12 protein-coding genes are annotated in these 14,782 nt (G+C 72.0%); 5 read left to right on the top strand and 7 right to left on the bottom strand.

Annotated elements, in window-relative coordinates:
- Positions 1-388: 388 nt before the first annotated feature.
- Entirely contained in the window at positions 389-2,062 is a 1,674-nt protein-coding gene (locus tag VF289_RS12090) for an HNH endonuclease signature motif containing protein (RefSeq protein ID WP_330884139.1), read from the top strand.
- Positions 2,063-2,156: 94 nt separating this feature from the next.
- Here the strand turns inward: VF289_RS12090 and VF289_RS12085 are convergent, their stop codons facing one another.
- The 6 genes from VF289_RS12085 to VF289_RS12060 all read right to left on the bottom strand — a co-directional run bounded on the left by VF289_RS12085 (position 2,157) and on the right by VF289_RS12060 (position 9,288).
- Positions 2,157-3,167, bottom strand: a complete 1,011-nt coding sequence (locus tag VF289_RS12085; protein ID WP_330884138.1) for a ribonuclease HI family protein — start codon at positions 3,165-3,167, stop codon at positions 2,157-2,159.
- A gap of 46 nt (positions 3,168-3,213) precedes the next feature.
- A complete protein-coding gene (locus VF289_RS12080; RefSeq protein WP_330884137.1) occupies positions 3,214-4,248 on the bottom strand; it encodes an alcohol dehydrogenase catalytic domain-containing protein in 1,035 nt (344 codons plus the stop codon).
- Positions 4,249-4,258: 10 nt separating this feature from the next.
- A complete protein-coding gene (locus tag VF289_RS12075; protein WP_330884136.1) occupies positions 4,259-5,284 on the bottom strand; it encodes a GNAT family N-acetyltransferase in 1,026 nt (341 codons plus the stop codon).
- Between the two features lie 47 nt (positions 5,285-5,331).
- A complete protein-coding gene (locus tag VF289_RS12070; RefSeq protein ID WP_330884135.1) occupies positions 5,332-6,084 on the bottom strand; it encodes a class I SAM-dependent methyltransferase in 753 nt (250 codons plus the stop codon).
- Positions 6,085-6,163: 79 nt separating this feature from the next.
- Positions 6,164-8,182, bottom strand: coding sequence for a glycoside hydrolase family 2 protein (locus tag VF289_RS12065; RefSeq protein WP_414644476.1), 2,019 nt, complete (start codon positions 8,180-8,182; stop codon positions 6,164-6,166).
- A 62-nt stretch (positions 8,183-8,244) separates the two neighbouring features.
- Complete coding sequence (locus VF289_RS12060) at positions 8,245-9,288, bottom strand: LacI family DNA-binding transcriptional regulator (RefSeq protein WP_330884133.1); 1,044 nt, start codon at positions 9,286-9,288, stop codon at positions 8,245-8,247.
- Positions 9,289-9,684: 396 nt separating this feature from the next.
- Between VF289_RS12060 and VF289_RS12055 the strand changes: the two genes are divergently transcribed.
- A complete protein-coding gene (locus VF289_RS12055; protein ID WP_330884132.1) occupies positions 9,685-11,223 on the top strand; it encodes a DEAD/DEAH box helicase in 1,539 nt (512 codons plus the stop codon).
- Between the two features lie 92 nt (positions 11,224-11,315).
- On the top strand, positions 11,316-11,732 hold the full coding sequence (locus tag VF289_RS12050; protein ID WP_330884131.1) for a rhodanese-like domain-containing protein: 417 nt from the start codon (positions 11,316-11,318) through the stop codon (positions 11,730-11,732).
- Between the two features lie 29 nt (positions 11,733-11,761).
- Here the strand turns inward: VF289_RS12050 and VF289_RS12045 are convergent, their stop codons facing one another.
- On the bottom strand, positions 11,762-13,318 hold the full coding sequence (locus VF289_RS12045; protein ID WP_330884130.1) for a long-chain fatty acid--CoA ligase: 1,557 nt from the start codon (positions 13,316-13,318) through the stop codon (positions 11,762-11,764).
- A 138-nt stretch (positions 13,319-13,456) separates the two neighbouring features.
- Between VF289_RS12045 and VF289_RS12040 the strand changes: the two genes are divergently transcribed.
- Together VF289_RS12040 and VF289_RS12035 are read left to right on the top strand one after the other, a co-directional pair.
- Positions 13,457-13,819, top strand: coding sequence for a metalloregulator ArsR/SmtB family transcription factor (locus tag VF289_RS12040; protein WP_330884129.1), 363 nt, complete (start codon positions 13,457-13,459; stop codon positions 13,817-13,819).
- Positions 13,816-14,778 carry a cation diffusion facilitator family transporter gene (locus VF289_RS12035; RefSeq protein ID WP_330884128.1) on the top strand — a complete coding sequence of 321 codons (963 nt, stop codon included), beginning with the start codon at positions 13,816-13,818 and terminating at the stop codon, positions 14,776-14,778. The genes VF289_RS12040 and VF289_RS12035 overlap by 4 nt, the downstream gene beginning before the upstream one ends.
- The last annotated feature ends 4 nt before the right edge of the window (positions 14,779-14,782 follow it).

Genomic DNA, 14,782 nt, shown 5'->3' with positions numbered 1-14,782 from the left:
AGACAGCATAGACAGTAGGGGTCCGACGGCGTCAACACTCGGGGCGGCGACACCCTTCACCCAAGCTGGCGCTCGGGACTGCTCAGTACACAGGGTGCGGTATTCGTCCACATTCTCCGGGCGACCTTGACACATCCCCCTTCTTCCCCTCGCCGCTTCCCGCCTTTTCGACATTTCTGCATTTCTGCATTTCTGAGTTTCTGTATTTCTGCACTCCTTGCGGATCGCGGGCCTCAGGCGACGAGCCATCGGAGGCTGCGAGCCATGAGTTGACGACCTTTCCTCCACAGTGACCACTCATGCACATTTTCATCCACATTCTCAGGGTGTCATCCACAGATTTCCCCACGGGGTGGCGACCTGTTTCGAACCTGCATACGATGACGGCATGATGTCGACACCGATGCACAGCGGGGACCGCCCCGGCGAGGACGCTCCTCGCCGGGACGTGATCGCTCCGTCGGGGGACGTCCTCGAAGAGGTGCTGGCTCGCTTCGGCGAGGTCGAGGCCGGTCCCCCGGCCCGCGCGCTGCTCGCTCAGGTCCTCGCCGCAACCCTGCTGGCGTTCACCCAGACCCGCTCGGTGCGCGATCCGCTGCCGGACACCACCCCCGGGAGCGCCGAGGAGGCTCTCGCCGTCCTCGCCGGGATCGACCATCTGCGCGCCTCCCTCGCCGCGGTCGGCGCGATCTGGCAGGTCACGGCCGAGGATCGGATCCGCCGCGATGATTCCGCGCAGGGCGTGCCGTCCTCCCGGCAGGGCCGCGGCGCCGGGCAGGAGATCGCGCTCGCGCGCCGGATCTCCCCGTCCGCCTCCTCTCTCTCCCAGGCGAAGGCTCGTCGGCTCGTGCAGAACATGCCCGGTGCGGTGGACGGCCTCTGGTCCGGTGCCATGACGGATCACCAGGCCTCCGCGATCTCCGGCGCGCTCGACGGTGCCGGTGCGGACACCTGTCGCAGGATCGACGACCACCTCCGTGAGCACCCCGAGTTCTTCGAGGGCAAGGGCAGCAGGCGTCTGCAGGCCGATGTCCGGGACCTGGTCCAGAAGCTCGAACCCGAGACGTCCCGCGAGCGAGCGGAGCGCGCCGCCCGTGCCCGGCACGTGAGGATGACCCCTCTGGCCGACGGCATGGCCCGGATGACCGCCGTGCTGCGCGGGATCGACGCCGTCGCTCTGATGCAATCCCTGCACACGCGCGCCGAGTCGCTCCGCGCCGCCGGCGCGAAGACCTCCCTTCCCGCCCTGGAGGCGGACCTGCTCGTCGAGGACGTCCTCCGGGGCGCAGGCGAGGCGACACCGAGTCCCGATCGGCCTCGCCTCCGCCCCGGCCTGGACATCGGGATCGTCCTCACCGACACGGCGCTGCTGGGACGGGACGACGACGCCGAGACCGCCGAGCTCGCGGGCTACGGCACGATTCCCGCGCACATCGTCCGCGACAACCTGCTCGGCAGTCCGCCGGGCCACCTGAGGGCCGACGAGGAGATGCACCCTGACCAGGAGGTCTCAGCGTTCTTCCGTCGGCTGTACCGGAGCCCGCGCACCGGCGAGCTGGTCGCGATGGAGTCCCGGGCCCGCGCCTTCCCCGCGGGGCTGGCGCGGATGATCCTCTGGCGCGACACCACCTGTCGCACCCCCTGGTGCAATGCGAGGATCCGCCACAGCGATCACGTCGTCCCTCACCATCGAGGCGGAGAGACCAGCCTCGCGAATGGCCAAGGGCTGTGCGCGCGCTGCAACCTGCTCAAGGAGCACGGACTGTGGATCCTCAGTCCGCTGAGCCGCTCGCGGACCCGTGGTGAGGATGCCGCGTCGCACCAGGGATCGAGAGCAGACAGCACCGACCAGTCACCCTCCGACTCCTCGATCCCGCCGGCGGGATGGCTCTGGGTGAGTCCGCACGGAGCCCTCGGCGCATCCCCCACTCCTCCGCTCATCAATCCTTGGCCGGATCCACCGCCAGGGCCGACGGAGTCACCGCCCGCGCCGTCGGATCCGCCGCCCGCAGCGGAAGGCCACGAAGATCTGGCGCCACCAGGGGAATCATCCGCCCCGTAGCCCTCTCGAGGCGCGCAGCCCTGCCGAGGTCCCCTCGACACCCTGGCCGGCGCCTTGACCAGCTCCCGCCCACACGTCAGCGAGAGCGACAGCGTCAGCTGCCGAGCGGAGTGCCCTGGTGGTGGCGCAGCAGCCAACGGCCGTTCTCGCGCACCCAGAGAGAGGAGCGCTCGGCCGCCCCCGCGGGACCTGTGGTCACATACCGCAGCAGCACCACACCGGGCGCGACCTCATCGGCGACGAACTCCGCGGCATCGAGGTCCCCCAGCGGGGCGAGATGGGCGAGGATCTCCTCGCGGTCATAGCGTCGGCCGCTCGCGCCGATCTCGGTGAACGCGGGATGCAGCAGCTCGGCGGCGCTCGGCGGATCGGCGCGCAGACGGTCTCCCAGCAGCGCCTGCTCACGGGCCGTGACCTGCTCGAAGTCGGTGGTCCCCGGGCCATCGGCCACCAGAGCGGTCTCCTCCACGGCGGTGCTGCAGCTCGCAGCGGAAGCCTCCTCGACCTGGTCGAACATGCTGAAGAGGTCGTCGGCCGACTCGGAGGCTGGGCCGGGAGCCGCGACGCCGGGAGCCGCAGCGGCGGGCGCTGTGGTGGCGGTGGCCGTGGTGGCTGGAGGCGCTGCGACCGCTCCCCCGCGCCCTCGATAGCCGGGCCCCACGTCCGGGTCCTGCTTCCTCTGGAAGGCGGTGGCGGCGGCGTTGGCGCGCTTGTCCGCCGCCTCATTCATCGCGTGGCCGGAATGCCCCTTGACCCACTCGAACTCGACGCTGCGCCCGGCGAGCGCGCGATCGATGTCCTTCAGCAGCTCGACGTTCAGCACCGGCTTGCCGTCCTTCTTGCGCCAGCCCTTGCGCTTCCATCCCGGCATCCACTTGGTGACCGAGTTGATGACGTACTGGCTGTCGCACAGGATGTGCAGGTGCTGATCGGCGTCGACGGCTGTGGCCTCGAGTAGGTCGAGCACGGCCTTCAGCTCGCCCATGTTGTTGGTGCCGTGGGGCCAGCCGCCCGCGCGCCAGGTGTCCTCATCGATGTACCAGGCCCAGCCGGCCGGGCCGGGGTTGCCGAGGGCGGAGCCGTCGGCCGCTGCAGTGATGCTCATGGGCTCAATGCTTCCACAGCAGAAGGCGCGCACCGGACCGGTCAGTTCAGACCCAGCGGGCCACCGTCATCCCGGCAGCGGTGGGCGGGTGATCCATCGCGAGCATCGCGGCGGGCAGATCGTCCGCATCGATGATGCGGCCGACGGTCCGTGCCAGGTCCAGTCGCCCCGCCGCGATGTCCGCCAGCAGCTCGGCGTACTCGGCGACGGCGAGTCCATGGCTGCCCAGGATCTGGAGCTCCTGGGCGATCACGCGCCCCATCGGCAGGGCCGGGTCAGCATCCTCCCCGAGCAGCAGCCCCACCTGCACGTGCCGGCCGCGGGGGCGCAGCGAGGAGATCGCGGCGCGCGCGGTCGCCGCCGCGCCGAGCGCATCGACGGTGACGTGGGCGCCGCCGCCGGTCGTCTCGGCCACCCGCTCCGCGATGTCCGGCGCGGAGAGGAGTGCTCGCGCGCCGAGCGCCTCGGCGGCGGCGAGGGCGGTCGGGGAGACGTCGATCGCCAGCACCTCGGCACCGGCGGCCAGCGCGATCATCACGCAGGCCAGCCCCAGCCCACCGCAGCCGAACACCGCCACGGTCTCACCGGGGAGCACCGCGGCCTGCGCACGCACGGCATGGTGCGCGGTGCCCACGCGGCAGCCGAGCCCCGCTGCGAGGGTCATGTCGATCCCGTCCGGCAGCGCCACGAGGTTGTGGGCGGCCTCCGTCACGACCACCTGCTCCGCCCAGGCGCCCTGCTGGTCGAAGCCGGGCTGCTGCTGATCGGGGCACACCTGCGGAGCTCCTGCGAGGCACTGCGCGCAGCGACCGCAGGCCAGGATGAACGGTGCGGTGACCCGGTCCCCCACGGAGAACCCTGTGACCTCCTCCCCCACCTCCGCGACGACACCTGCGAACTCGTGCCCAGGCACGTGCGGCAGCGTCACCGAGTCGTCGTGCCCCTGCCAGGCGTGCCAGTCGCTGCGGCACACCCCGGTGGCATGCACGGTGACGACCGCGCCCCGGGGCGGGCACGCCGGGGCCGGCATCTCGACCATCTCGGGCGGGGTCCCGAAGGACGCGAAGCGCACTGCTCTCATCGGCTGCCCCTCAGACCAGTCGGCCGACGGGCTTCTCGTAGGTGCCGTAGACGGCCTCACGGGCGAAGCCGAGCGCTTCGTACAGCCGCGTCGCACCGGTGAGGGACTCGGCGTCGACCTCGAGCTCGGCGCTCGCATACCCTGCCTCCGCGGCGGCGGCGAGGCTGCGGGCGATGACGGCGCGCGCCAGCCCCCGACCGCGGGCCTCCGGGCGGGTGCCCACCAGGGCGATGTGGAGCACGCCGGGCTTGTCCTCCGAGGTGAGCACGTAGGCGAGGACGGTGCCGTCCGCGTCGAGCGCGATGCTGGAGAGTGCGCGACGCGAGGTGTGGGAGGACCACCAGATCGCCCAGCGCTCGGGCGGGACCGGCGCCGAGCCCCAATGGTCGGCGAAGGCGGCGAGATGGGCGAGGCGAGTGGGCTCGGCCCGGGAGTCCTCGGGGGCGATCACCTGCACCCCGTCACGAGCGATCTCGGGGAGTGCGGCACCGGGCAGCTCGCGGCGCATCACCAGCCAGCTGCGGGCCCGGGAGTAGCCGCGCCGCTCCAGCAGGGGGCGCACGTCGGCGCCGCCGGTCAGCGGGGCGTCCTCCGCCGCGTCGAGGTCCGGGTCGCGGCCGCCGGAGGCGCGGAAGACGGCGTCGACCTCCTCCTGGTGGCGCTCGGCGGCGAGCTGCGCGGCGCGGGCCTCGGCCCAGTCGAACAGGCCCGTCCCCAATCCCCGGCGGCGGTGGTCGGGATCCACCCCACCCATCAGCTGACAGCGCACCCGGCCATCGCGATCCAGGGAGTCGTGGACGTCGACCACGGAGAAGCCGAGCAGCTCCTCCCCCGCACGGACTGCGAGGGTGTCGCGCTCCAGGTCGAGCCCCGGCATGCCGAGCGCTTCGCGGATGCTGGGCTCCTCGGCGGGTTCGCCGAGATCGTCGGCCGCATCGATGCGGTTCAGCAGCGCGGTGACGGCGGGGACGTCGTCGAGGGTCAGGGGAGGACGGGCTGTCGCCGTGCCGGCGTGCGTGGTGTCGGTGGAGGTCACCGCACCAGCGTAATCGGATCCCGGGGACGGGCTCTGCGGAGACTGGCTCAGCGAGGGAGCCGGTAGACGCTCACATGGCTGGCGGAGTCCGCGGTGAACTCCGAGCGGTCCCAGTCCGCCCAGCGGCTCTCCAGCTGGAAGCCGGCGAGCTGCGCCATGAGATCCAGCTCGGCGGGCCAGATGAAGCGGTGCGGGGTGCGATTCAGACGCGCCCCGCGGGCCCCGTCCACCCGGGCCTCGAAGCGCACGTGATGGGAGACGACCTGCTGGCGGAGGAGATCATAGGTGTCCACGAGCAGATAGCCCGGCTCGGAGACCTCGACCGTGCCGCCATGACCGGGGGCGAGCGCCCGCAGCTGCGGCACCCACAGCTCGATGACGAAGCAGCCGCCCGGCGCGAGGTGCCGAGCCGCATTGCGGAAGCACTCGACCTGCTCCTCCTGGGTGAGCAGATTGCTGATCGTGTTGAACACCAGATAGGCGAGCGAGAACCCCTCCCCCGCGCTCGCGGTGGTCATGTCCCCGTGCACGACGGGGATCTCGTCGGCCCCCGCCTTCTCCCGCAGGCGCGCGAGCATCGGCTCCGAGAGCTCGATGCCGCTCACCGCGACTCCCGCCTCGCGCAGCGGGAGCGCGACCCGCCCGGTGCCGATCGCGAGCTCGAGGGCGCGGCCGCCGGCGGCGAGTCCGGCCAGGACCTCGACCGTCGGCCCGAGCACCTCGGGGGCGAACATCCCCTGCCCGGGGGTGTCGTACTCGGCGGCGGCGTGGGCGTCCCAGAGGCGCGATTGATCGACCATGGGCTCATCGTGCCTCCATGGCGAGGGCCCGGCCAGCGATTACTCCTCGCCGGCCGGGCCCTCGCGCTCAGGCCCGCGCTCAGTCCTGTTCGTAGGCGGCGGTGCGCTCCTGCACGGCGCGCAGGCGGGCGAGATCGAGCTTGCGACCGCGCGCGAAGTCGACCACGCCGTTCTTCTCCTGGAAGACGTCCGTCATCTGGGTGTAGCAGTAGGCGAACATCAGCGGGTCCTCGAGCAGCACCCGGGTGAGGCCCTCGAAGCGCTCGTAGAGCTCCTCCTCACTGCGGATCCGCTGGCCGTAGCCCCAGGACTCGGCGGCGTTGTTGCCGGCGCGGTCGGCCTCCTCGGCTCGGCGCGCCTCCTCCTCGTTCCACCAGATACCGCCGTACTCCGAGACGAAGTAGGGCTGGCCGGCGAAGGGCAGGGAGAAGGCGCCGTCGGCGAAGGGGAAGTCGTCGGGGCCCAGATCCCGACGGTTCACGAAGGGCTCGCCGGCGGCGAGGCCGGACTGCTCCTCGCGGAAGCGCTCCGGATCCTGCTCGTAGGAGTGGGAGTCGTAGATGTCCGCCCCGCGCACCCGATGGGAGTACCCCGAGGCATCCAGCACCGGCCGGGTGGGATCGGCGAGCTTGGTCGCGTCGTACATCGCCTGGGTCACCGCATCGAGCTGTGTGATGCGGTCGTGCAGGAGCTGGTGGGTCTCGTTCAGCGGGCACCAGCCGACGATCGAGGGGTGGTTCAGATCGCGCTGGACCGCCTCGATCCATTGGCCGACGAACGTCGCCGGCGGCTGCTGGTTGTCCCCGTCCGGGCCGAAGCCGTGGACGCCCCAGTCGCCGAACTCCCCCCAGGTGAGGTAGCCGTGCAGGTCCGACCAGAAGTGCATGCGCTGCTCGAAGACCTTCTGGTGCAGGCGGGCGCCGTTGAAGCCGGCCTCGAGAGCGAGACGGATGTCGGTGGTGATCGCCGCATCCGTGGGGGCGGTCATGAACGACTCCTCCCAGTACCCCTGGTCGAGGACGAGCCGCTGGAAGACCTTCTCGCCGTTGATCCGGAACTCGTGGTCCCGCAGGGAGGTCGAGCGGAGCCCCGCGTAGGAGCGCACCTCGTCGAGCACCGCGCCCGCGCCGTCGAGCAGGCGCACAGTGAGGGCGTAGAGCTCGGGCGCGCCGGGGCCCCATACCCGCACCGCGTCCTCGGGGATCACGAGCTCGAGGTGCGGGGCGAGGTCGATATCGGCGCGCACCGCGGCCCGCGCCACCTCCTCGCCTCCCGGCACGGAGGCGACGACCTCGAGACGGGTGCCCGGCGTGGCCCGGGACAGCGGCACGTCGAGCGCGAAGGACCGCCCGCCCAGCGAGGGCAGGATCCGCAGCGAGCGGATCTCGTCGGCGGGGACCCCCTCGAGCCAGACGCTCTGCCAGATCCCGGTGGTGCGGTGGTAGTTCGCGGCGGTGGGTCGGAACTCGTGCGACTGCTTGCCGCGGGCCTGCGGGACGCCGTGGGGGTCCCGGGCGCGCACGACGATCTCGACCTCCTCGCCGGGGCCGGTGCCGGGGACGCCCGAGAGATCGGCGGCGAACGGGGTGAAGCCGCCTCGGTGACGGGCGACCTCCTGACCGTTCACCCAGACGGTCGCATCCTGGTCCACGGCTTCGAAGCGCAGGATCGGGCGCAGGCCCTCCCAGTCGGCAGGGATCGTGGGGGTGCGCCGGTACCAGACGGCCTCGAGATAGTCGCGGTTGCCGATCCCGGAGGCCTCGGTCTCCGGCGCGAAGGGCACCAGGATCTCGGAGCCGAGCTCGCGCTCGAGCAGGCCGCGGTCGCGGCCCGAGTCGCCCTGGTCGATCTCGAACTGCCAGGTCCCGTTGAGGGTGAGCCATGTGGGCCGGTGCAGCTGAGGGCGCGGGTGCTCGGGCCGGGGCACGTCGGCGACGGCCGACAGCGGGGCATCGAGGAGGTCGGCGAGCTCACCGGCCCGGGCGAAGAGGGCCGAGAGGCTCGCGGGGAGATGGTCTGCAGAGTGGTCGGCTGAGGGTGAGGCCACGGGGCGGCTCCTGTGATCGGGATCTGCGCTGATCGGACAGCACCATTCCATCGCATCCCGGCCAGCATTGCAACGTGGGAATCACGCCGGCGGTCCGCCCGGACCGCCTGCCCTCAGCGGTCGGCGGCCGCGGACGTCGATCCGCGCTCGATGAGTCGGTGGCCGACGACTGTCTCGACCCCGCCGACGACGGAGGCGCCGCCGTCACCACCGGCCTTCCGCGTCGAGTCCGCGAGGGCGGCGTCCAGCGCGGCCGCGACCAGGGCCTCGAGGTCCGGGGCGATGGTGGTCAGCCCGGGCCGCGACCAGGCCGCCTCGGGGATGTCGTCCCAGCCCACCACCGCCACCTCTCCGGGAACGTCCACCCCGTGCTCGATCAGCGCAGACATCGCACCGAGGGCGAGCAGGTCGTTCCCGGCCACCACGGCGTCGACCTCGAGACCCGAGGCGAGCACCTGCTCCATCTCCTCGCGGCCGGATTCCCGGTCCCAGCCCGCGACGGTGCGCACCCGCTGCGCCTCGAGGGGGAGGTCGGCGAAGCGCAGCGCCGCCCGGATGCCGGCCAGTCGATCGGTGGCGGTCGAGCGCACGGCCCCGTCGCCTCCCAGGAACAGCGGGTGCCTCCGCCCCTGGGCGACCAGGAGGCGCACCACGTCCGCCGCGGAGGCGACGTTGTCGATCGCCACATGGGAGATCTCCGGTGCGGCCGGCAGCATCTCGCCCAGCAGGACCACCCGCGGCCCCCCGGAGACCTGGAGGTCCGGCGGGGTCAGCGCCGAGGGCGAGATGATCACCGCGTCGACGGGGCGCGGGGTGTTCCCGCGCAGATGGGCGCGCTCGGTCTCCGCGACGCCGAGCGAGACCTCGACGCTCACCATGTACCCGCGCTCCCGAGCGGCGACCTGCATGCGCTCGGCGAGGCGGGCGAAGTAGGGGTTCTGCAGCTCCGGCACCACCAGTGCCAGGGCGTGGGTGGGTCCGCCTCGCAGCTCGCGGCCGGCACGGTTGGGCACGTAGCCGAGCTCCTCGATCGCCTGCTCCACGCGGACCCGCGTCTCCTCCCGCACCACCGGCCGGTCGTTGACCACGTTGGAGACGGTCTTCCAGGAGACCCCGGCCCGCAGGGCGACGTCCTTGATGCTCACACGTCGCGCCATGGGCCCTTCCTCAGGTCGGTCTCGGGGCCGGCACAGCGGCCGGTGGGGACGAGGATACGGGACCACCCCTCCTCCCACGTGGGAACATCGGCCCCGCCTCCCGGACCTCCCCGGGTGAGCGCCCGAGCGGCCCCGGCCGGGCGGTGGTATCTCACACCGACGTGCCGGTTCATCGCCACGCAGGTGACCGGCGCGTACTGTGAGCAGCAGTGCCGTCCTCCCGCCGCGGCACAGGTCCCGGACGGACAGCCCCGATCCGGTCCGACGCCCCGCGTCGGACCCCGAGATCGGCAGGCTCCGTCCCGGTGACAGCTTCGGCCGAGGATCGCTGCTCCGCGCAGCGCCGCATGACGACGCCCCGGGCGGGATTGCACCACACAGAACGGATCACCTCACGTGACCACCCCTGACTTCGCACGCCTCGGCGTGCCGTCCGCCCTGACCGACGCGCTCGCGCCGATGGGCATCACCGAGCCCACCCCCATCCAGGCCGCCACCCTGCCGGACTCGCTGTCCGGCCGGGACGTGCTGGGCCGGGGCCGCACCGGCTCGGGGAAGACCTTCGCCTTCCTGCTGCCGCTGGTGGCCCGCCTCATCGAGCAGCCGCGCAAGCGCGTGGCCCGTCGGCCCCGTTCCCTGGTGCTCGCCCCCACCCGCGAGCTGGCCTCGCAGATCGCCGAGTCGCTGAAGCCGCTGGAGGCCGCCGCAGGACTGCGCAGCACCGTGGTGTTCGGCGGCGTGGGCCAGAACCCGCAGGTGAATGCCCTGGCACGGGGCGTCGACGTGCTCGTGGCCTGCCCCGGCCGACTCCTGGACCTCATGAACCAGGGCCATGTGGATCTCAGCGCGATCGAGATCACCGTCATCGACGAGGCCGACCACATGGCCGACATGGGCTTCCTGCCGATGGTGCGCAAGATCCTCGTGAAGACCCCGCCCAAGGGCCAGCGGATGCTCTTCTCCGCAACCCTCGACTCCGGGGTGAACAAGCTCGTCAAGGAGTTCCTGCACGAGCCCGTCACCCACTCGGCGGATCCGGCCACGAGCCCCGTGGGCACCATGGAGCACCACGTGCTCGAGGTGCACTCCGCAGCCCGCTTCGACGTGCTGCGCGACCTGGCCGCCGCACCGGGGCGCACGATCATGTTCACCCGCACCAAGTACGGCGCGAAGAACCTGGCCCGCAAGCTCTCCGCCCGCGGCGTGGACGCGGTGGACCTCCACGGCAACCTCTCCCAGAACGCCCGCACCCGGAACCTCGAGGCCTTCGGCTCCGGGACCGCGACCACCATGGTCTGCACCGACATCGCCGCGCGCGGCATCCACGTCGACGAGGTGGCCCTGGTGGTCCACGCCGATCCGCCCGTCGAGCACAAGGCGTACCTGCACCGCAGCGGCCGCACCGCCCGCGCCGGCGAGTCCGGCACCGTGATCACCGTGCAGACCCCGGACCAGAAGCGCGACGTCAGCGACCTGATGCGCAAGGCCGGGATCACGGCCACGCACCACGCCTCGGTGACGGCGCTGAGCCCGGTGCTCGCCGAGCTCGCCCCCGGCGAGCGGGTCGAGACCCACGAGCCGAAGCAGCCCGAGGCCCCGCTCGACGAGGCGCGGCTGAAGGGTGAGCGCGGCGGCGGCCGCGGGCGCGGTGGCCAGGGTCGCGGCGGACAGGGTCGCGGCGGCCAGGGCGGTCGTGACAGCCAGGGCGGCGAGGGCCAGGGCTCCCGCGGCGGGCGTCGTGGCGGCCAGGACGGCCAGTCGGGTCGTCGCGAGCAGGGTGGCGCCGGCGGCGGTTCCCGCTCCGGCGGCCGCGGACGCTCCGGCCAGGGCCGTTCCGGCGGTCGCCAGGGCGGCTCCTCCACCAGCTACTCGACCTCGAGCTCGGACGGCCGCTCGGGCGGTCTCGCCGCGTTCTCCTCGGGGCGCGGCCGCTGAGCAGCGCTCCTCGCGAGCACCGGGGCGGCCCCGACGGACATCACGTCCGGCGGGGCCGTCCCGTCGACGGACCAGCGCGCCATACTGGGACCATGTCCGCTCCCCCGCCCTCACCCCGCATCGACGAGATCCTCGCGCAGGCCCGGGACGGCGTGGCCCAGCTGGAACCGGCCGAGGTGCCGGCGGCCCTCGCCCGCGGTGCGCACCTGATCGACGTGCGCTCGGCCGTCACCCGCGACGTCGAAGGGCACGTGCCCGGCGCAGTGGTGATCGAACGCCTGGTGCTGGAGTGGCGACTGGACCCGAGCGCCCCCTGGCGCATGGAGGACGGCCCCGCGCTCGACGACGAGGTGGTCGTGCTGTGCAACGAGGGCTACCACTCCACGCTCGCCGCCCGCGACCTGCGCGACCTCGGCTTCCACCGCGCGACGGACCTGCGCGGCGGGTTCCGCGCGTACCACCGGCTGGGCCTGCCGGTCGCGGGAGCCCCCACGCGATACGTGGACTGAGCGATCCGGGTGGACCCGGAGCGGGTCCCTCAGCGCAGCTCGCGCTTGAGGATCTTGCCGGTGGAGGTCATCGGCAGCTCCTCGTCGATGACGATCGTCCGCGGGTACTTGTAGTCCGCCATCTGCTCCTTGGCCCAGTCCCGCAGCTCCTCGACGGTGATCGTGGCGCCCTTCTCGAGGATCACATGGGCAGTGATCTCCTCACCGAGGCGCTCGTGCGGCACCCCGATCACGGCGGCGAGGGAGACCTGCTCATGGGTGAGCAGCACCTCCTCCACCTCCCGCGGATACACGTTGTAGCCGCCGCGCACGATCATGTCCTTGGAGCGGTCCACCACGAAGTAGAAGCCGTCCTCGTCCCGGCGCCCCAGGTCGCCGGTGCGGAACCAGCCGTCCCGGATCACGGCGGCGGTCTCCTCGGGGCGGCGGAGGTAGCCGGTCATGATGTTGTGCCCGCGCACCACGATCTCCCCGATCGCGCCGGGCTCGCGCACTCGCGCCCAGTCCGGGTCGGTGGGGTCGATGAGGTCCATCTCGACGCCCCAGACCGGCAGGCCGATGGAGCCCGGCCGCGGCCGCTCGGGTCGTGAGAAGCTCGCCACCGGTGAGGTCTCGGAGAGGCCGTAGCCCTCCATGATCGAGATGCCGAGCGTCTCGTGCACGCCGCGGAGGATCTCCATCGGCAGCGCCGAACCGCCGGAGACGCCCAGCCGCAGGTGCTCGGCGAGGTCCCCCACCTCGGCCCCGCCCTCGGAGAGCAGCCGCAGCAGAGCCCACCACATGGTGGGGACCCCGGCGAAGAGGGTCACCCGGTGGGCCAGCAGCAGATCCAGGGCCTGGCGGGGTTCGAAGCGCGGCAGCAGCACGAGGGTGGCGCCCATGGAGAAGCCGGCGTTGAGGTTCACCGTGGCGCCGAAGGTGTGGAACAGCGGCAGGGCGACCAGATGGACGTCCTCCCCGGGCAGGGAGCCGAACAGGCGGTTGCAGGTCAGGGCGTTCATGACCTGGTTGGAATGGCTGAGCTCGGCACCCTTGGGGTGACCGGTGGTGCCGGAGGTGTAGAGCACCACGGCGGTGTCCGTCTCCCGGCGCAGGACGGTCTCGAAGGTGTCGGGGAGCTCCGCGACGGCTCGGGCCAGCGTGAGCACGCCCTCGTAGGGGCTCTCGGCCTGCGGGTCGGCCGTCATGAGCACGACCTGCGGGGGCCGGGCCGCGGCCTGCGCCCCTTCGACCACGAAGCGCCCGATGGGGAGCTCCTCGGTGCCCTCGAAGGCGAAGACCACAGAGGCCTCGGCGTCCTCGAGATAGTAGGTCACCTCCCGGGACTTGTTCAGCACGTTCAGCGGCACCACCACCGCTCCGGCCTTGAGGATCCCGAAGTAGACGATCGGGAACTGCGGCAGGTTGGGGCAGCTCAGCGCGACCCGGTCCCCGGGCTCGACGCCGAGGGAGACCAGGAGGTGCGCCACCCGATTCGCGGCGGCGTCCACCTGGGCGTAGGTCAGGATGGTCTCCCCCAGCACCAGGGCGGGCCTGTCGGGGACGGTACGGGCGCTGTCCTCCAGCACCACGGCGAGGTTGTACATGCGTGTCCTTTCCGGACGACGGTGTCTCGGGGGACACAGGATAGAGCCGCTCCGACCCGAGAGACCCCCTGTCGGCCACCTCACCTCCCACACTTCGTTGATTGCGCGAATGACGAATCGTGGGGGAGGATGCCGCCCATGACCTCACCCCCTCACCAGCCGCCCACCGAGCCGCAGCTCGCCGCCGCGGCGGACACCTTCTCCATGCTCGCCAGCCCCGCACGGCTCCAGCTGGTGTGGCTGATGAGCTCGGGCCGCTTCGACGTGGGCGAGCTGGCCGAGCGGGTGGGGCTGAGCCTGCCCACCACCAGCCAGCACCTGCGCAAGCTCCGCCTGACGGGCATCGTCTCGGCGACCCGGGAGGGACGGCACAGCTACTACACCGTCGAGGATCCGCACGTGGTCCAGCTGGTGGAGCAGATCTTCGAGCACATCGCAGCCGACGGCTCCCTCGCCCCCGATCCGCCCCGACCCTCCCCCACGAAGGACTCCCCCGCATGAGCACCCCTGCCGACCAGCGCGTCGATCTGCGCAAGTTCGCGTGGCTGTCGATCGTCGCCGCGATCCTCACCATCGCCCTGAAGACGGGCGCCTGGGCGATGACGGGCTCCGTCGGCCTGCTCTCCGACGCGGCCGAGTCGACCGTGAACCTGGTCGCCGCGGTGGTCGCCCTGATCGCGCTGACCGTCGCCGCCCGGCCCGCGACCGAGCGCTTCCTCTACGGCCGCGCGAAGGCCGAGTACTTCTCCGCCGCGGTCGAGGGGCTGATGATCTTCGTGGCCGCGGCGGTCATCATGATCACCGCGGTCGAGCGCTTCATCAATCCACGGCCGCTCGAGAACCTCGGCATCGGGCTGCTCATCGTGGTGATCGCCTCGCTGATCAACGGCGGCGTGGCGATCGTGCTGCTGCGTGCGGGCAGGACCCACAACTCGATCACCCTGCGCGCCGACGGCAAGCACCTGATGACCGATGTGGTCACCAGCGCGGGGATCCTCATCGGCGTGGGCCTGGTGGCGCTGACCGGCTGGGAGCGGCTGGATGCGCTGGTGGCCTTCGCGGTCGGCGTGAACATCATCGTCACCGGCATCGGACTGCTGAAGGAGTCCGCCGGCGGCCTGCTGGACAAGGCGCTGCCGGACGAGGACCACGAGATCATCACCGAGGTGCTGCGCCGCCGCACCGACGGCACCGTCACCTTCCACGGGCTGCAGACCCGCGAGGCCGGGCAGCAGAAGTACATGAACGTGCACGTCCTGGTGCCGGATGAATGGACCGTCAAGCGGGGCCACGACTACATCGAGGGCCTCGAGGAGGAGCTGCGCGGCTGCCTGCCGGACCTCACCGTGCTCACCCACCTCGAGCCGATCTCCGACCCGGCCTCCTATGCGGACATCCCGGAACAGCACGTTCCGATCCACGGCGACGACCACGACCCGACGCGGCCGCCGGAAGGATGAGCCC

This window comes from Brachybacterium sp., assembly GCF_036379615.1.
Lineage (GTDB): Bacteria > Actinomycetota > Actinomycetes > Actinomycetales > Dermabacteraceae > Brachybacterium.
This window is presented reverse-complemented; position numbering and strand designations above follow the sequence as displayed.

Bases quoted from the DNA above. Each gene is read 5' to 3' on its own strand.
- VF289_RS12090 (WP_330884139.1), top strand. From the start codon at position 389: ATGATGTCGACACCGATGCACAGCGGGGACCGCCCCGGCGAGGACGCT.
- VF289_RS12085 (WP_330884138.1), bottom strand. From the start codon at position 3,167: ATGAGCATCACTGCAGCGGCCGACGGCTCCGCCCTCGGCAACCCCGGC.
- VF289_RS12080 (WP_330884137.1), bottom strand. From the start codon at position 4,248: ATGAGAGCAGTGCGCTTCGCGTCCTTCGGGACCCCGCCCGAGATGGTC.
- VF289_RS12070 (WP_330884135.1), bottom strand. From the start codon at position 6,084: ATGGTCGATCAATCGCGCCTCTGGGACGCCCACGCCGCCGCCGAGTAC.
- VF289_RS12065 (WP_414644476.1), bottom strand. From the start codon at position 8,182: ATGGAATGGTGCTGTCCGATCAGCGCAGATCCCGATCACAGGAGCCGC.
- VF289_RS12060 (WP_330884133.1), bottom strand. From the start codon at position 9,288: ATGGCGCGACGTGTGAGCATCAAGGACGTCGCCCTGCGGGCCGGGGTC.
- VF289_RS12050 (WP_330884131.1), top strand. From the start codon at position 11,316: ATGTCCGCTCCCCCGCCCTCACCCCGCATCGACGAGATCCTCGCGCAG.
- VF289_RS12045 (WP_330884130.1), bottom strand. From the start codon at position 13,318: ATGTACAACCTCGCCGTGGTGCTGGAGGACAGCGCCCGTACCGTCCCC.
- VF289_RS12040 (WP_330884129.1), top strand. From the start codon at position 13,457: ATGACCTCACCCCCTCACCAGCCGCCCACCGAGCCGCAGCTCGCCGCC.
- VF289_RS12035 (WP_330884128.1), top strand. From the start codon at position 13,816: ATGAGCACCCCTGCCGACCAGCGCGTCGATCTGCGCAAGTTCGCGTGG.